Source organism: Polyangium sp. 6x1 (genome assembly GCF_029946515.1).
Taxonomy (GTDB): Bacteria; Myxococcota_A; Polyangia; order Polyangiales; family Polyangiaceae; genus Polyangium.
The window spans coordinates 39564-54379 of record NZ_JARZHH010000041.1; the positions used below are offsets into that span (position 1 = coordinate 39564).

The 14816-nt window shown below is 68.8% G+C and carries 9 protein-coding genes; 2 read left to right on the forward strand and 7 right to left on the reverse strand.

All coding sequences use genetic code 11. The features are described from left to right. Positions 1 to 4 precede the first annotated feature (4 nt). Positions 5 to 1291, forward strand: a complete 1287-nt coding sequence (locus QHF85_RS31415) for a hypothetical protein (protein ID WP_281331061.1) — start codon at positions 5 to 7, stop codon at positions 1289 to 1291. Positions 1292 to 2546: 1255 nt separating this feature from the next. On the opposite strand, the gene QHF85_RS31420 is transcribed toward QHF85_RS31415, so the two are convergent. The 7 genes from QHF85_RS31420 to QHF85_RS31450 form a co-directional block, all read right to left on the reverse strand. Then, entirely contained in the window at positions 2547 to 2723 is a 177-nt protein-coding gene (locus tag QHF85_RS31420) for a hypothetical protein (RefSeq protein WP_281331062.1), read from the reverse strand. Positions 2724 to 2923: 200 nt separating this feature from the next. Further along, on the reverse strand, positions 2924 to 3271 hold the full coding sequence (locus tag QHF85_RS31425) for a hypothetical protein (protein ID WP_281331063.1): 348 nt from the start codon (positions 3269 to 3271) through the stop codon (positions 2924 to 2926). A 482-nt stretch (positions 3272 to 3753) separates the two neighbouring features. Further along, positions 3754 to 6240 (reverse strand): MXAN_6577-like cysteine-rich protein, encoded by a 2487-nt coding sequence (locus QHF85_RS31430; RefSeq protein WP_281331064.1) that lies wholly within the window; start codon positions 6238 to 6240, stop codon positions 3754 to 3756. A 157-nt stretch (positions 6241 to 6397) separates the two neighbouring features. Next, a complete protein-coding gene (locus QHF85_RS31435) occupies positions 6398 to 7825 on the reverse strand; it encodes a hypothetical protein (protein ID WP_281331065.1) in 1428 nt (475 codons plus the stop codon). After that, a complete protein-coding gene (gene fabZ / locus QHF85_RS31440; RefSeq protein ID WP_348652777.1) occupies positions 7822 to 8262 on the reverse strand; it encodes a 3-hydroxyacyl-ACP dehydratase FabZ in 441 nt (146 codons plus the stop codon). Before fabZ ends, QHF85_RS31435 begins: the two co-directional genes overlap by 4 nt. Before the next feature lie 26 nt (positions 8263 to 8288). Next, positions 8289 to 9233: a hypothetical protein gene (locus QHF85_RS31445; protein ID WP_281331067.1), complete on the reverse strand. Its 945-nt coding sequence runs from the start codon at positions 9231 to 9233 to the stop codon at positions 8289 to 8291. Positions 9234 to 9258: 25 nt separating this feature from the next. Continuing rightward, positions 9259 to 9861 carry an OmpH family outer membrane protein gene (locus QHF85_RS31450; RefSeq protein ID WP_281331068.1) on the reverse strand — a complete coding sequence of 201 codons (603 nt, stop codon included), beginning with the start codon at positions 9859 to 9861 and terminating at the stop codon, positions 9259 to 9261. Between the two features lie 183 nt (positions 9862 to 10044). On the opposite strand from QHF85_RS31450, the gene QHF85_RS31455 reads away from it, so the two are divergent. Beyond that, complete coding sequence (locus QHF85_RS31455; RefSeq protein ID WP_281331069.1) at positions 10045 to 14805, forward strand: MopE-related protein; 4761 nt, start codon at positions 10045 to 10047, stop codon at positions 14803 to 14805. The last annotated feature ends 11 nt before the right edge of the window (positions 14806 to 14816 follow it).

Below are 14816 nucleotides of genomic sequence, written 5' to 3' on the forward strand. Positions count from 1 at the left end.
CGCCATGATGCGAATCGCTCGCCTTTCGGCGCGGGGGAAGTGGGCTCTCCTCGCAGGGGTCGTCGGGGTCGTGAGCTGCAACCGAGAGAAGGCGACGCCGCAGCCGGAGCCTGCTGTCTCGAACGCACCCGCGCCGATCCCCTCGGGGTCGTCGAGCGCCGGGAGCCAGGCGCAGCGTGCGGCGTGGCGGATGTCGCCGAACGAGCGGTTCGAGGCGCTTCGGAAGCAATGCGACGAGGGGGCGGTGAAGGGCTGCGAAGACACGCTGGTCCTCGTGCTCGAGGCAGAGCACGCCTACGGGGCCCAACCCTTCGGGCGGCCCAACATCGAGCGTGTCCCGGCCATCGCGAGGCGCGGCTGCGACCTCGGGAGCAAACTTGCCTGCGCGTTCATCAAGAGGGCGGAGGTCGACAAGCTCGAAGTTCGCTACGACGAGCGCTGGAACGCGATGGTGAAGGACCTCTGCGATACCGGAGGAGACCCGCTCTGCCTTGCGTACCGTTTCGGATCCACGATCGATTCATCCGCTTGGTCGTCAAAGGCTTGCGAGCGGGGTCTCGGCACCGAGTGCCTCACCATCGTGAACAGCTCTGGCGACGACAGCATCGCGACCGATGCGGATCGGAAGCGCTTCGCGCAGAAGGCATGCGATACGTATATCCAGACCTGCCACGACGTCGTTCGGAGTCTCCTGCGGGAACACCCGGAGCGGAAGGCATGGAAGGAGGTACGCGCCATTCACGAGCGGATCGCGACCGAGCAATCGAAGCGCTGCGCCGAGGGGCATCCGACGTGCGGTGACGCGGCGTATTCGATGCTCGAGCTGGGGCGCGACCTCGCCGAGACGCGCCGCTATGCCGAGGCGGGGCTCGAGGACGAGGACCAGCTCGCGGCGTACGTCCTGGGGCGGCTCGCCGAGGAGGGCCTCGGACAACCGGCCGATCCGGCAAAGGCCGCGAAACTCTACGAGAAGTGCGGCTTCATCATGCAGGATGACGAGAAGTTCTGTCACGCTCGGCTAGCCGCGCTCTACGAGGAAGGGCGAGGCGTCCCGAAGGACGTGAACGTGGCTTTGAAGCACGCCCAGCTCGGCAAACACTGGGGGCGCCCGACCCCCACGGTGCTGCGCTACTTTCGCTTGCTGCGCGAGCAATCGCCGCCCCCGTCGAAAGACGAGCTCGTGAAGAAGGTCAAGGGCAATTGCTTCGAGAAACTCGACCGGCGTTGTCCGACGTTGTGGAAGCTCGTGGAGGAAGGGAAGCCGATTCCGGAGGCGTTACCGGAGCGGTAAACAGCCCTGACCCTCGAGGCCGCGCGCTCGGAGCCAGATTCACAGGCGCAGAGTCTCCCCCCGGCTCGCCGCGGCCAACCTCTCCACGTCGCCCGTCAGCCGGCGCATTCCCATTTCTATCGAGAACTCATCTCATAAACCGTCCAGGAGTCTCCTGAGATACACGACGATGCATCCGAGGTGGACGAAGCCGAGGAAGTTTTCGACGTGGCGCTCGTACCGTACCACGATGCGGCGTGGAGCTGATGGACCTACTGGATGGTTTATGGGATGAGTTCTACTCTCCGACTGCGCTCACTTGCTCGGATAACCGAACTTCCCTATGGGATGATTCAAGTGGGGTGGGGAACATGAAGATCCGTTTTATGAACGTACCCGTTGCGGCAGTCGTGGTTTTGTTGGCGCACGATTCCTGCGCAGACTGGGATGGTTTGTCGACTTCCCAACCGACCACCAATGCAGAGTCGAAAATCACCGTTGATTCATCCGAATCCGAACCGAAGGTCGCCTCAGAATCCGACGTTTCTGTGGATTCATCCGAGTCCGCGTTGACTGTCGAAAGCGAAACCTGGTGCCAATGTCCGATGATACGATGCGGTCGTGCAATTGAACCGCAGTGTAATGCAAAGTGCAGTGGTGATGGTGCTGCGATTTGCTCCTGCGCAAGCTGTGATGGAACAGGAATCCAAGGTGAAACAGTGTGTACGTGCAAGAGGCGCCGTCGCAACAGGCGCCATCATCGATAGCGGGTCTACCCTCTGACGGCCGTTCTCCTGCTCTACAGCTTTTCTCAGCAACGGCTTGAGCCTTGCGCCGACCGGCAATTCGTCGTTCAAACGTACCTCCGGCGCGAGCCGCAGAGAGCGCCTCGCCAGACTTCAGCCTCCCGTCGCCGCGATCGGGCGATGCCTCCGCGAAGGGGGCCGAGGCGCCATCGGACGACGGGCGTCCAATGCACGAGTACATCGAGTAGGCGGGATCGACGGGCGTCCGATGCACGAGTACATCGAGTAGGCCCCCCTGCCCGTTTCGATCCATCGAGGAGATCCATGCACGAGTTGAGAATGAAGCCCCAGTCGTTCGGGCCGAAGTCCTGGATTCCTCTACCCACCCTTTGGCATTGATGTCTCCGTAGGCAAAGCCGTAACACCAACCGCCTTCGCATCGTTCCACGAGGAACGTTTGAGGGCGGAAAAGGGTGCCCGAACGGGCGCCACCCCCCCCGGATCCGAGCGGGGCCCGCAGGTCGGAGAGCTCACCGTCGTTTCATGGCCCGAAGTAGCGTGCCGACGGCCGCGTGCGCCGACTGCGCGGCGGCTGTGCTGTCATCGGAGGCGATCATCGAGAGGAGTCGGCCAGCGGCATCGTGCGCGACCATCGCGGCATCGAAGTCGCCGGCCGCCGCCGCCGTGACCTCCCCTTGTACGAGCACGGTCAGAAGGGTCCTGCGTGGACTGGCGCCGGGGATGCCCCAAAGGGCGGCCAGGGGGTCGGAAGTGGCACCAGGTCGCGCTAAAGGGGGCGATCCGGCGTCTGCGAGACGCGGATCCACCGGGGTACGCCGAGTCAGGGGTGCCGGAACCCGTAGCGGGAGCGGAAGCGGAGGCTGATCTCGATGAGAGATCGGTCCGTTCAGGGGCTCGGATATGACCAGCGCAGTGCTTTGGCGCTCGTGAAGCCGTAGCAGCAGTCGCTCGCCTCCTCGGGTTTGAGCTCTGGCTTCAATCGACCTCCGTCGACGACGCCCTCGTAGAAGTAGTAACGGGTCCCGAGGAGCAGGAGCGCCTCCCGGCGGGTCGGATCTCGGAGCTCGATCTGCTGCAGATCGGCGGACGCAAGATCTGGAGCGCCGGTTATCGTGAAGGTGTTTTTCCAGGAACCCGACGGGAAGTCAGGGGGACCGTAGGCTTTTCCGACCGCGAACGCTTCCTCGATCACGCAACGATCCGCGACGCTGCCGAGCACGAGCGTGAGCGTCATTTCGTGTCCGTAGCTATCGGGCGCTCCACAATCGAGGGAGTGGAGATCCACCGGCAGATCGAGCTCGAGTCGGTGAGCGCTTCGTCGATGAGAGGCACCGTGCTCCTCGTAGACGCGAAACAACGGGAGCTCGTCGCAGGCGCTGGGCGAGCTCGAGGCGGCCTCTCGTGGAGGCGGCGGGCCGCCGTGAGAGCAGCAGGTCAGGAGGGCGCCGAGCGCGAGAAGAGACAAACGGCTGCGCATGGTTTCGATGACGCTCGCTGAGCGGACCCTATTCCGCTCGGCCGAGCTCGTGAGAGCAGACGTAGCAGCTCTTCCGAGAAGCCTGCACGGGATAGCCGCAGCGAGGACAGTTGCGCGAGGCGTCGAGGCGCCCGTCGAGGACCGTGGTGATACCGCGTTCTCGAGCTCGACCGGAAGCGGGAGCGGGAGCGGAGGCGGGGAGCGGAGCGGGGGCGGCGCGCGGCGCGGCCCCCTTCGAATCACATGCCCGTGCCCTTCAAGAGGGTCGTGGCCTTGGTCGAGAGCCCCTGCACCGACGCCGAGAGCGTGGCGGCCCGGAGCCCCGTGCCCGCGGGCATGAAGCGCACGTCGGCCGTGAACGTGCCGCCGGCCGGGACCGTGACCGGCAAGGGCGCCGAGGGCGTCACCGAGAACTCGCCAATATGGCTCCCGCTCAGCGTGAGCGCCGTGATCGTCTGCGGATTGCTCGACGGATTCGTGTACGTCATCGTCTGCGGCGCGCTCGGCGTGTAAATCGCCTGGTCCGCGAACGTGAGCTGCTGCGCCGTCGTGAACGCCGGCAGCGGCATCGAGGCGAGCAGCGCATTGCGGATGAGCTTCGCAGCGTCGGTCGTCGTGTCCCAGCCGATCGTGCTGTTGCCCGTCGTCGAAAGGCCGAAGCCATTGATTTCGATGAGCGGCCGCCCCGCCGCGGGGCCGCTCGCCACCACGCCGCGGACCACAGCGGGCGTGCTGTCCGAGAACAGCGCGACGACAATGGGGTTGTTCTTGTTGAATGCCGACGCCGGCATGTGGTACGGCGACGTGCCCTGATAGCCGAACGTCGTGACGCCCGTGAGCAGCGGGCTGCCCGGCTCGAGGATGGTGCCGAGCGTGACCTTCGTCGTGAGGAACGCGACGTCCGCGATCGGCGTCGAGAGCGTGTACTGGTTGGCGAATCGGCCCTTCAGGGCATACGTGCCCGTCTCCTGCGACTCGTAATCGAAGAGCACGACGCCGCCGCCCTGCTCGTAATAGTCGGCCAGGTTGTCGCCGAACGTCGCCGTGACCGACAGGTACGTCATGACGGTGACCGCGTCGTAGGCCTTGAGCTGCGCCAGCGTCGGCGTCGTCGAGCTGATGTTGATGAAGCCGACGGACGAGAATGCGCTCGTGGCCTGGAGCTTCGTCTGGAGGTCGATCGACGAGCCCGCGTACAGGACGCCGACCGTCGGCGGGACCGTGCCCGTGTACGTGCCGCCCACCCTGCCATTGCCGTTCGCGAGGTTCGCGCAGACGCCGGCCGCGCAGACCTGATTCGCGCCGCACGTGGTGCCGCACGCGCCGCAGGCGAGGCTGTTGTCGGAGAGGTTCACGCAAGCTCCGGCGCACGCGCTCTGCCCGGGGAGGCAAGCGCAGGCGCCTTGCGCGCAGACCTGGCTCGACGAGCACGCATTGCCGCACGCGCCGCAGTTCGCCTTGTTGCTCGACGTGTCGACGCACGCGCTGCCGCATTGCGTGGTGCCGCCGCCGCAGCTGAGCCCGCAGGCGCCTTGTGAGCAGACCTCGCCGGCCGCGCAGGCATTGCCGCAGGCGCCGCAGTTCGCCGGGTCGTTCGTCGTGTTCACGCACGCGCTGCCGCATTGCGTGGTGCCGCCGGCGCAGCTGAGCCCGCAGGCGCCGTTCGAGCAAACCTCGCCGGCCGCGCAGGCATTGCCGCAGGCGCCGCAGTTCGCCGGATCGTTCATGGGGTCGACGCAGGCGTTGCCGCATTTCACGGTGCCGCCGGCGCAGGTGAGCCCGCAGGCGCCCTGCGAGCAGACTTCGCCCATCGCGCAGGCGCTGTCGCAGGCGCCGCAGTTCGCCGGGTCGTTCGAGACGTCGACGCAGGCGCTGCCGCATTTCGTGGTGCCGCCGGCGCAGGTGAGCCCGCAGGCGCCCTGCGAGCAGACCTCGCCCATCGCGCAGGCGCTGTCGCAGGCGCCGCAGTTCGCCGGGTCGTTCGAGACGTCGACGCAGGCGTTACCGCATTTCGTGGTGCCGCCGACGCACGTGAGCGAGCAGGCGCCGCTGCTGCAGACCTCACCCGCGGGGCAGGCGTTGTCGCAGGCGCCGCAGTTCGCCGGGTCGTTCGCGGTATCGACGCAGGCGCTGCCGCATTTCGTGGTGCCGCCGGAGCAGGTGAGCCCGCAGGCGCCTTGTGAGCAGACCTCTCCGGCGGGACAGACGTTGTCACACGCGCCGCAGTTCGCCGGGTCGTTCGCCGTGTCGACGCAGAGATCTCCGCACTTCGTGGCGCCGCCGGCGCAGGTGAGCCCGCAGGCGCCCTGCGAGCAGACCTCGCCCATCGCGCAGGCGCTGTCGCAGGCGCCGCAGTTGACGGGGTCGAGGTTCGTGTCGACGCAGAGATCGCCGCATTTCGTGGTGCCGCCGGCGCAGTTGAGGGCGCAGGCGCCGTTCGAGCAGACCTCGCCCGCCGGGCACGCCTTGCCGCAGGCGCCGCAGTTCTGCGGGTTCGTATCGAGATCGACGCACGCGCCGTTGCACGCCTCCTGCCCGGGGGCGCACGTACCCGCGCCGCCCGCGCCGCCGCCGCCGCCCGCGCCGCCGGTGCCGCCGTTGCCCCCGCCGCCGCCGTCGGAGCAGCCGACCGAGACGAGCGCCGCGAGGAGCGCGGAGAGCGCGAGCCCGCCACGCGCGCCGAGGAGCATCGTTGATTCACGTTCGTAAGTTCGGGATCTCTTCATTGCTTCATCCCCGTAAGAGGTGATTGGTCCCCAAAGGAATTCAGACCAGCCTTCCATGGTAACATCGTCTGCACCCCAAAAAGAAGGCGCGAGCGATTCCAGCGCCACGGTGACGGGCGATGTGATGGGAGAGCTCGTCGGTGCGCTTACGCGTGTGTCAGGCGGAGCGCCCGAGCGCTTCGAGGGATATCGACTGCAGGAGGGCCTTGCCGATCGGCCTCTTGTCCTCCCAGAAGACGCGCGCCTCGAAGAAGGTCCGCGCCGCCTCGCTCCGCAAGGCCTGGAGCGCCGCCTCGGCCTCTTCGCGCGCCTCGAACGGGAGAAAATAACAGGTGTCGTCGAGCACCACCGGGCGCCCCTCGTGCGGCTCGACCAGCGAGAAAGAGAATTTCTTGTAGAGCCCGCAGATCGCCACCTTGTATGGTGCGAACGTGTAGGGGCCGATCCCGAACACCGAAAACGGCGGCTGGTCCCGATAAATGGAGCTCTTGCGGACGTCGAGCTTCCCTTCGTGCCGGACGAGGTAGGCCCAGGCCCGCGGCGCCTCGGCCTCGAGCGTCCGCGTCTCCTCGCCGAGCGAGCGTTGCGTGACGAGCACGAAGCGCCTCCCCGGGCGCCGGCCATTCGCCACGTCCGAGCCCTTGAGCAGCGGGAAGACCACGGAGTCCTCGATGTCGACCCGCTCGCCGAGCCCATTCACGAGCGCGCCATCCTTCGCTTGGAGCTCCATCACCGGCGCGCAGTCGTGCTTGAGCCCCGAGCGCCAGGCCGGCGTGCATTGGCCTTCGAGGCCCTTCGTCCACTCGAATCGATCGATGTCGCTGTAGACGCGCCCGCCGTGCACGCCCATCGTCTGCCGGGGCGCCTCGGCGTCGAGCGAATCGAAGACCGCCCAGCCGCGCGCCGGCGGTTTGTCCGGTGGATCCGTCGCGAGCGTCATCACCACGGCCGCCGTCGCGACGTCGAACGCGCCGCGCGCGTCGATCCGGTACGTCGCGCCCGAGACCGGAAGCCCCTCGCGCGCCACGTGCTCCATCACCCGCCGCGCCACGCTGCTCTTGCAGAGCACGACCACGCGGAAATCACGGCCCCGGAGCGCGGCGAGCAGGCGCAAGAGGATCCACTCCGACACGTCGAAATTGCTCTTGCCCGTCCGCGCGTCGAGGCCCCGGAAGCGCTTGAAGTTCGATTTCGGCGGCAGGTTCCGCGAGCCGAGCGCGCCGAGGCCCGCGCTCGTGACCCACGGCGGATTGCCGAGCACGAGCACCGGATCCGGCATCGCCGCGAGCACGTCCTCCCACGCGACCTCGAAGCAATCCCCGAGCCGAACCTCGACCGGGCGACCCACGAGCGCGAGGCGCGCCGCTTCGACGTACCCAGGGTCGATGTCGAACCCAAACGCGGGTACGTCCGGAAAAACTTCGGCGGCGGCCGTGAGGAACGCGCCCCGGCCGCACGTGGGCTCCAGGATCGAGGCCGGGCGCGCGCCGAGCCGCGCAGCGAGGCGGGAGACGCGCCGCGCGAGGTCGAGGGGCGTCTGAAAGTCCCCACGCTCGACGCGCGAGGGCCGTGAAGGCGCTGTCACGGCGACGCGTCCGCGACCTGCGCGAGCATCTCCGCCTCGGCGCAGAGATGGCCGTCGACGCGCGCTTCGCCCCGGAGCTTCCACACGGGTCCCCGGCGCTGCAAGGCCGTGGCCGAGAGATCGAGCCTGTCGCCCGGGACGACGGGCCTGCGGAAGCGCGCCTTGTCGATGCCGAGGAAGAGCACGACCTTGGGACGCGGCCCCGGCGTGGGGTCGGATGCGTGCGCGAGCAGGCCGCCGATCTGCACCATGGATTCGACGATCAGGACGCCGGGCATGATCGGATGCGCGGGGAAATGGCCCTGGAACCAGGGCTCGTTGTACGCGACGCACTTGTGCCCCGCGATGCGCTCGCCCGGGACGAGCTCCGTCACGCGATCGACCATCACCATCGGATACCGGTGCGGCAGGATCGTGAGGATCTCGCGCACCTCGATCGGGAGTTTTACGTTCGCCCCTTCGGTCACCCGGACCGCCCCTTTCGTTTTCGCTCTGTACCTTCGAGAATTCGCGCCGTCGCGCGGAGCCACCGCGATTTCTCCACCGCGGGATACCCACCGTACACGGCGCCCGCGGGTACGTCGCCGATGACGCCCGCCTTCGCCGCGAGCCGCGCGCCCGCGCCGACCTCGCAATGATCGGCGACGCCCACCTGCCCGCCCACGAGCGCGCCCGCGCCGATCCGCGACGAGCCCGCGAACCCCGATTGCGCCGCGATGAGCGCGCCCGCGCCGATGGACGCGTTGTGGCCGACGTGCACGTGCGCGTCGAGCTTGGCGCCGCGGCCGATCACGGTCGGCGCGAGCGTGCCGGCGTCGATGGTGCAGAGCGGGCCGATCTCGACGTCGTCCTCGATGATCACGCCGCCGAGCTGCGGCACGCGCACGACGCCGCCCGCAGGCGACGCCGCCCAGCCGAACCCAGGGCGTCCGAGGACCGAGGAGGCGCCGACGGTGACGCGCGCGCCGAGCGAGACGCCGCCATATACGACGACGTGCGGCTCGATGCGGCAGCGCGGGCCGATCTCGGCGCCGGCGTGCACGACGGCGAAGGGGCCGATGATCGCCGTGGGATCGACGTTCGCGAAGGGATCGATCCGCGCGAGGGCGCGCGCGTCCTCGGGCTCGGGCTGGGGCACGCGTTCGAGCACGCAGGCGAGCGCGTACGCGGCGCGCGGGTGGATCCAGCGTTTGCCCGCGGGCACGAGCGAGGCGAGCGGCGCGTCGACGAGGAGAAGGGCGCCCGTCGCGCGCGCGGCTTCGACGTAGCGGCGCGACAGCAGCGGCGCGAGGGTCGTCGCGCCTTCGGAGATGTCCGCGAAGGCGGGAGCGACGCGGGACACGACGGCGTCCTCGAGTCCCGGATCGAGCATGCCCCCGTGCGCCGCCGCGAGCTCACGGAGGAGCACGGGCGCGGGGAGGACGGCGCCGACGTTACTTCTTTTCGTCGCCGCCTCCCGACGGCTTGTCGCCGCCGCCCTCGGGCGGGGCGTCGCCGCCGCCGTCGCCGCCGGAGTTGTACATCTGCACGACCTGCTCGGTGAGGTCGAGATCCGGCCGCGCGTAGGGCGTCGCGGAGCGGTCGAGGATGAGCTCGTAGCCGCTCTTCTTCGCGAGGCGCGTGATGATGCCCATCATCTTGCGGAGGATGGGGCCCGTCAGATCGCCCTGCTTCTTCTGCAGCTCTTTGTTGTAGTCGACGAAGCTCGTCTGGAGCTCGACCATGCGGCGCTGCCAGTCCTCCATGCGGCGGGAGAGGGCCTCGCGCGAGAGCACGCGGGCCTGGCGCTCGATGTCCTCGCGCGCGCGCTGGAGCTCCTCCTGCTTCGCGTCGAGCTCCTTCTGGCGCTTGTCGAAGAGCTTCTTCAGCGTGCCCTGGGCGCGGATGCCGTCCTCGGTCTGCATGACGGCCTGCTGGACGTCGACGACCGCGATCTTGCTGTCGGCCGAGGCAACGCCAGGGGCGAGGGAGACGAGCGCGGAGAGCACGGTGGCGGCGAGAGCCGCGTGGAGGCGGGGGAGGCGACGCGGTAGCATGAAGAGGATGACGCTCGCTTACCTGCGCACGGTGAGGCGGTCAAGCACGCCGCACGCCGCGATCGCAGGAAGCAGATCCCGGCGACCGCGAGGCGCGGCGGAGAAAAGCGGGAAGGGTGCGCGGCATCGCCCTTGCGTTGTGTTTGTCACCGCGGTTATGTCGGAGCACCGTAAGAGGACCTCATGGGAATGTTCGACTTTCGCAGGCGCCGAGGGCGCAGCATCGCGCTGCTGTTCGGGCTCGCTGCCACCACGCTCTCCGCGGCCGCGACCGCGCAAACCTTCCCCGCCGCCGCGACGTGGGCGCCGCTCACGCGCTTCGACGCAGGCTCGGGCACGCACCTGCCGATCGGCGACGCCTCCGGCGACGCGACCGTCCCGCGCGACATCGTAGGCAACGCGGCGAACCCCGTGGCGTACGTGCACGCCGACGGCACGCACTTCTACTTTCGCCTGCGCGTCAACGCGACGGCCCTCGCCTCCGTGTCGAACTTCGAGAACACGTCGAGCTTCGGCTGTTTGATCGACACGGACGCCGACGCCACGGACTTCGAGTTCAGCGCGATCGTCGACGGCATTTCGGTGCCGGACGCCGTGCGCTTCTGGGCGAACACGACGCAGCAAACGCCAAACTCGCCGACCGACACGCCCGAGGTGATGGTGAAGGCCTACCTCGGCCCGCTGCAGCTCGGGCAGCCGGGGTTCGGCTATGCGCGGCACAGCTCGGCGGGCGCGGTGTTCCCGCTCGCGGCGCCGGACGCCGATTTCTTCGTGGACTGGGCCGTCGAAAAATCGCTGCTCCAGGCCGCGGGGGTCGGAGACGGGACGCCGCTCCGCTTCGCGTGCGGGACCGGCGTCAGCACCTCCACGCTGTCGACCGATTTCACGAGCTCGCCGACGCTCGCGCTCATGCTGAGTGATCCGTACTTCTGCGGCGGATCGGGCTGCATTCCGCAGACCTGCGCTGGATACGGGCAGCCCTGCTCCGCCGGGACCGGCGGCTGCGAGGCGCTCGGTTCGTTCTACTGCAACGCGGCGGGTCAGGCCGTGTGCAACGCGTTCCCGGGTGAACCCTCGGAGGAAACGTGCAACGCGGTCGACGACAACTGCGACGGCGTGGTCGACGACGGAAACCCCGAAGGCGGCGCGGCCTGCGTGACGGGCCTCGCCGGCGTGTGCAGCCCGGGGACGGAGAACTGTCTCTCCGGCGTGATCCAGTGCACGCCGAACGTGGCGCCGGGATCGAACGCCGAGGCGTGCAACGCGCTCGACGACGATTGCGACGGCCAGACGGACGAAGGTTTTTTCCTTGGTACGAGCTGCACCGAGGGCCTCGGCATCTGCGAGACCGCGGGCGTGATCGTCTGCGACGGGCAGGGCAGCACGACCTGCGACGCGACGCCGGGGACGCCGCAAGCCGAGACGTGCAACGGGCTCGACGACGATTGCAATGGCTTCGTCGACGACGGCGATCCGGGCGGCGGGACGCCTTGCGTGACCGGCCTCGCCGGCGCTTGCAGCGTGGGGATCACGGCCTGCGCGTCGGGCAGCATCGCGTGCGTGCCGGCGGTCTTGCCGGGCGAGCTGCCCGAGACGTGCAACTTCGCGGATGACGATTGCGACGGGCTCGAGGACGAGGATCTCGGCCTCGGCGCCGCGTGCGTCGAGGGCATCGGCGCCTGCGCGGTCCTGGGCTCGATCGTGTGCACCCCGCAGGGCGGCACGGCGTGCAACGCCGTCGCGGGGACGCCGAGTGAAGAGATCTGCGGCAATGCGATCGACGAGGATTGCAACGGCGCGCTCGACAACGGCTGCCCCGACACCGACGGCGACGGGCTGATCGACGCGATCGAGCAGCAGATCGGGACCGACCCCGCGGACGCCGACAGCGACGACGACGGCGTGGCCGACGGCAAGGAGACGGACGTCGGGATCGACACCGACTTCGACGGGCTCGTCAACGGGCTCGACGCCGACAGCGACGACGACGGGCTCTTCGACGGCACCGAGGTCGGCGAGGATTGCAGCGGTCCCGGTACCGACGTCACCGCGGGCCATTGCAGGCCCGACGCGGACGGCGGGCTCACGACGACGGACCCGCTCGACCCGGATTCGGACGGCGGCGGCATGATGGACGGGTCGGAGGACGCCGACCTCGACGGCGCCGTCGACGCTGGCGAGACCGACCCCACGGCAGGCCACGGCGCAGACGACGTCCAGACGACGGACACGGACGGCGACGGGCTGAGCGACGGGCTCGAAGAGACGATCGGCACGAATCCGAACGACGAGGACAGCGACGACGACGGCCTGCTCGACGGCGACGAGCCGAACCCGTCGGACGACACCGACGGCGACGGGCTCGTCAACACGCTCGATCCGGACAGCGACGACGACGCGCTCTTCGACGGCACGGAGTCCGGAAAGAACTGCTCGCACCCCGCGACGAACCCCGCCGCGCAGAACTGCCGTCCCGACGCGGACGGCGGCTCGCTCCGGACGTCGCCGGTCGATCGAGACACCGACGGCGGCGGCGTGAGGGACGGGGCCGAGGATCGCAACCTGAACGGCCGGATCGACATCAACGAGACCGATCCAACCGAGGGCAACGCGCCGGACGACAAGCAGCTCTCGAACCTGGACAACGATGGCGACGGCCTGACGAACCAGCTCGAGATCTTCCTCGGCTCGAACCCGAACGACGACGACAGCGACGACGACGGCGTGCTCGACGGCGACGAGTCGAACCCGTCGGACGACACCGACGGCGACGGCAAGATCAACGTCCGCGATTCGGACAGCGACGGCGACGGGCTCTTCGACGGGACCGAGGTCGGAAACGATTGCTCGAACCCCGCGACGAACCCCGCGGCGAACGCATGCCGCGCCGACGTCGACATGGGCAAGACGCGCACGTCGATGGTCGATCCGGACTCGGACGACGGCGGCGTGCCCGACGGCATCGAGGACAAGAACAAGGACGGCGCGATCGATCCGGGCGAGACGAACCCGACGAAGGGCAACGGCGAAGACGACCCGCTCGACAGCGACGGCGACGGCCTGCTCGACAAGCAGGAGACGATGCTCGGCACCGATCCCTTCGACTGGGACTCGGACGACGACGGCGTCTCCGACGGGCAGGAGCCAGACCTCGGCGCCGACACGGACGGCGATGGGCTCATCAACGCGCTCGATCCCGACAGCGACGACGACGGGCTGCCGGACGGGCTGGAGATGGGCAAAAACTGCAGCAATCCAGACACCGACCCGTCCGCGGGGCAATGCATCCCCGACGGCGACAACGGCGCGACGAAGACCGATCCGCTCGATTGGGACACGGACGACGGCGGCGCGAGCGACGGAGCCGAGGACAAGGACAAGGACGGCGTGAAGGACCCGGGCGAGACGGACCCGACCGCGGGTCACGGCGCCGACGATCCGCCGGACACGGACGGCGACGGGCTGTTCGACGACGACGAGGAGGTGCTCGGCACCGATCCGAACGACGCCGACACGGACGACGACGGCGTGCGCGACGGCGACGAGCCGGGTCCGGGCGTGGACTCGGACGGCGATGGGCTCATCAACGCGCTCGATCCCGACAGCGACAACGACGGGCTCTTCGACGGCACGGAGCTCGGCCTGGATTGCACGGACCCAGCGACGAACATCGCGGAAGGCCATTGCGTGGCCGACGCGGACGGCGGGCTCACGAAGACGGACCCGCTCGATTGGGACACCGACGACGGGACCGTGAGCGACGGCTCGGAGGACTGGAACCTCGACGGCAAGATCGATCCAGGCGAGACGAACCCGACGGCCGGGAACGGCGCCGATGACGTGTTCGTGGTGGACACGGACGGCGACGGGCTGAGCGACCAGGTCGAGGAGACGATCGGCACGGATCCAACCGATCCCGACACGGACGACGACGGCGTGATCGACGGACAGGAGCCAAACCCGACCGACGACACGGACGGCGACGGGACCATCAACGCGCTCGATCCGGACAGCGACGACGACGGGCTCTTCGACGGCACGGAGATGGGCAAGGATTGCAGCCCGCCGGCCACGGATCCGGCCGCAGGGACGTGCATCCCGGACGCCGACATGGGCGCGACGAAGACCTCGCCGCTCGATCCCGACACGGACGACGGCGGCGTCGATGACGGCGACGAAGACACGAACGGCAATGGCGTGGTCGATCCCGGCGAGATCGATCCGAACGACGGCAGCGACGACGCAACGAAGCTCGACAGCGACGGCGACGGGCTGACAAACGCCGAGGAGGCGCAAATCGGCACCGATCCGCTCGACGCCGACTCGGACGACGACGGCGCGCCCGACGGCGCAGAGCCAAGCGTGGGCGTCGACACAGACGGCGACGGGCTCATCAACGGGCTCGATCCGGACAGCGACGACGACGGTCTCTTCGACGGGACCGAGCTCGGCTTCGATTGCTCAGGGACCGGGACAAACCCGATGGCCGGGAACTGCATCCCCGACGGCGACAAGGGCGCAACGAAGACCGATCCGCTCGACGCCGACACCGACGACGGCGGCGTGCGCGACGGGCTGGAGGACAAGGACAAGGACGGCGTCGTGGACGCAGGCGAGACAAACCCGCTCGATCCAGCAGACGATATCGTCGGGGCCTGCGAGACGGACGAGGACTGCGGCGAGCCGAACAGCGGTCAAATCTGTCTGGAGGGCTCGTGCACGGAGGGCTGCCGCGGCGAAGGCGGCAACGGCTGCCCAACAGGCGAGGTGTGCACGTCGACGAGCACCGCGCCGGGGCAGTGCGTGTCCCCAGAGGAAGCCGTGCGGCTGGCAGGCGGCGGCTGCGCCTGCACCACAGGGCAAACGGAAGGCGCGCCAGGCGGCGTGGTGCTGGCGTTCGTGGCGCTCGGGGCGCTCGGGTTGCGTCGGAAGCGGCGCGCTTGATGGGGGCTCAT

Excerpts from the sequence above, each read along its gene's own strand:
- QHF85_RS31415 (WP_281331061.1), top strand. The coding sequence starts at position 5 with ATGATGCGAATCGCTCGCCTTTCGGCGCGGGGGAAGTGGGCTCTCCTC.
- QHF85_RS31425 (WP_281331063.1), bottom strand. The coding sequence starts at position 3,271 with ATGACGCTCACGCTCGTGCTCGGCAGCGTCGCGGATCGTTGCGTGATC.
- QHF85_RS31430 (WP_281331064.1), bottom strand. The coding sequence starts at position 6,240 with ATGAAGAGATCCCGAACTTACGAACGTGAATCAACGATGCTCCTCGGC.
- QHF85_RS31450 (WP_281331068.1), bottom strand. The coding sequence starts at position 9,861 with ATGCTACCGCGTCGCCTCCCCCGCCTCCACGCGGCTCTCGCCGCCACC.
- QHF85_RS31455 (WP_281331069.1), top strand. The coding sequence starts at position 10,045 with ATGGGAATGTTCGACTTTCGCAGGCGCCGAGGGCGCAGCATCGCGCTG.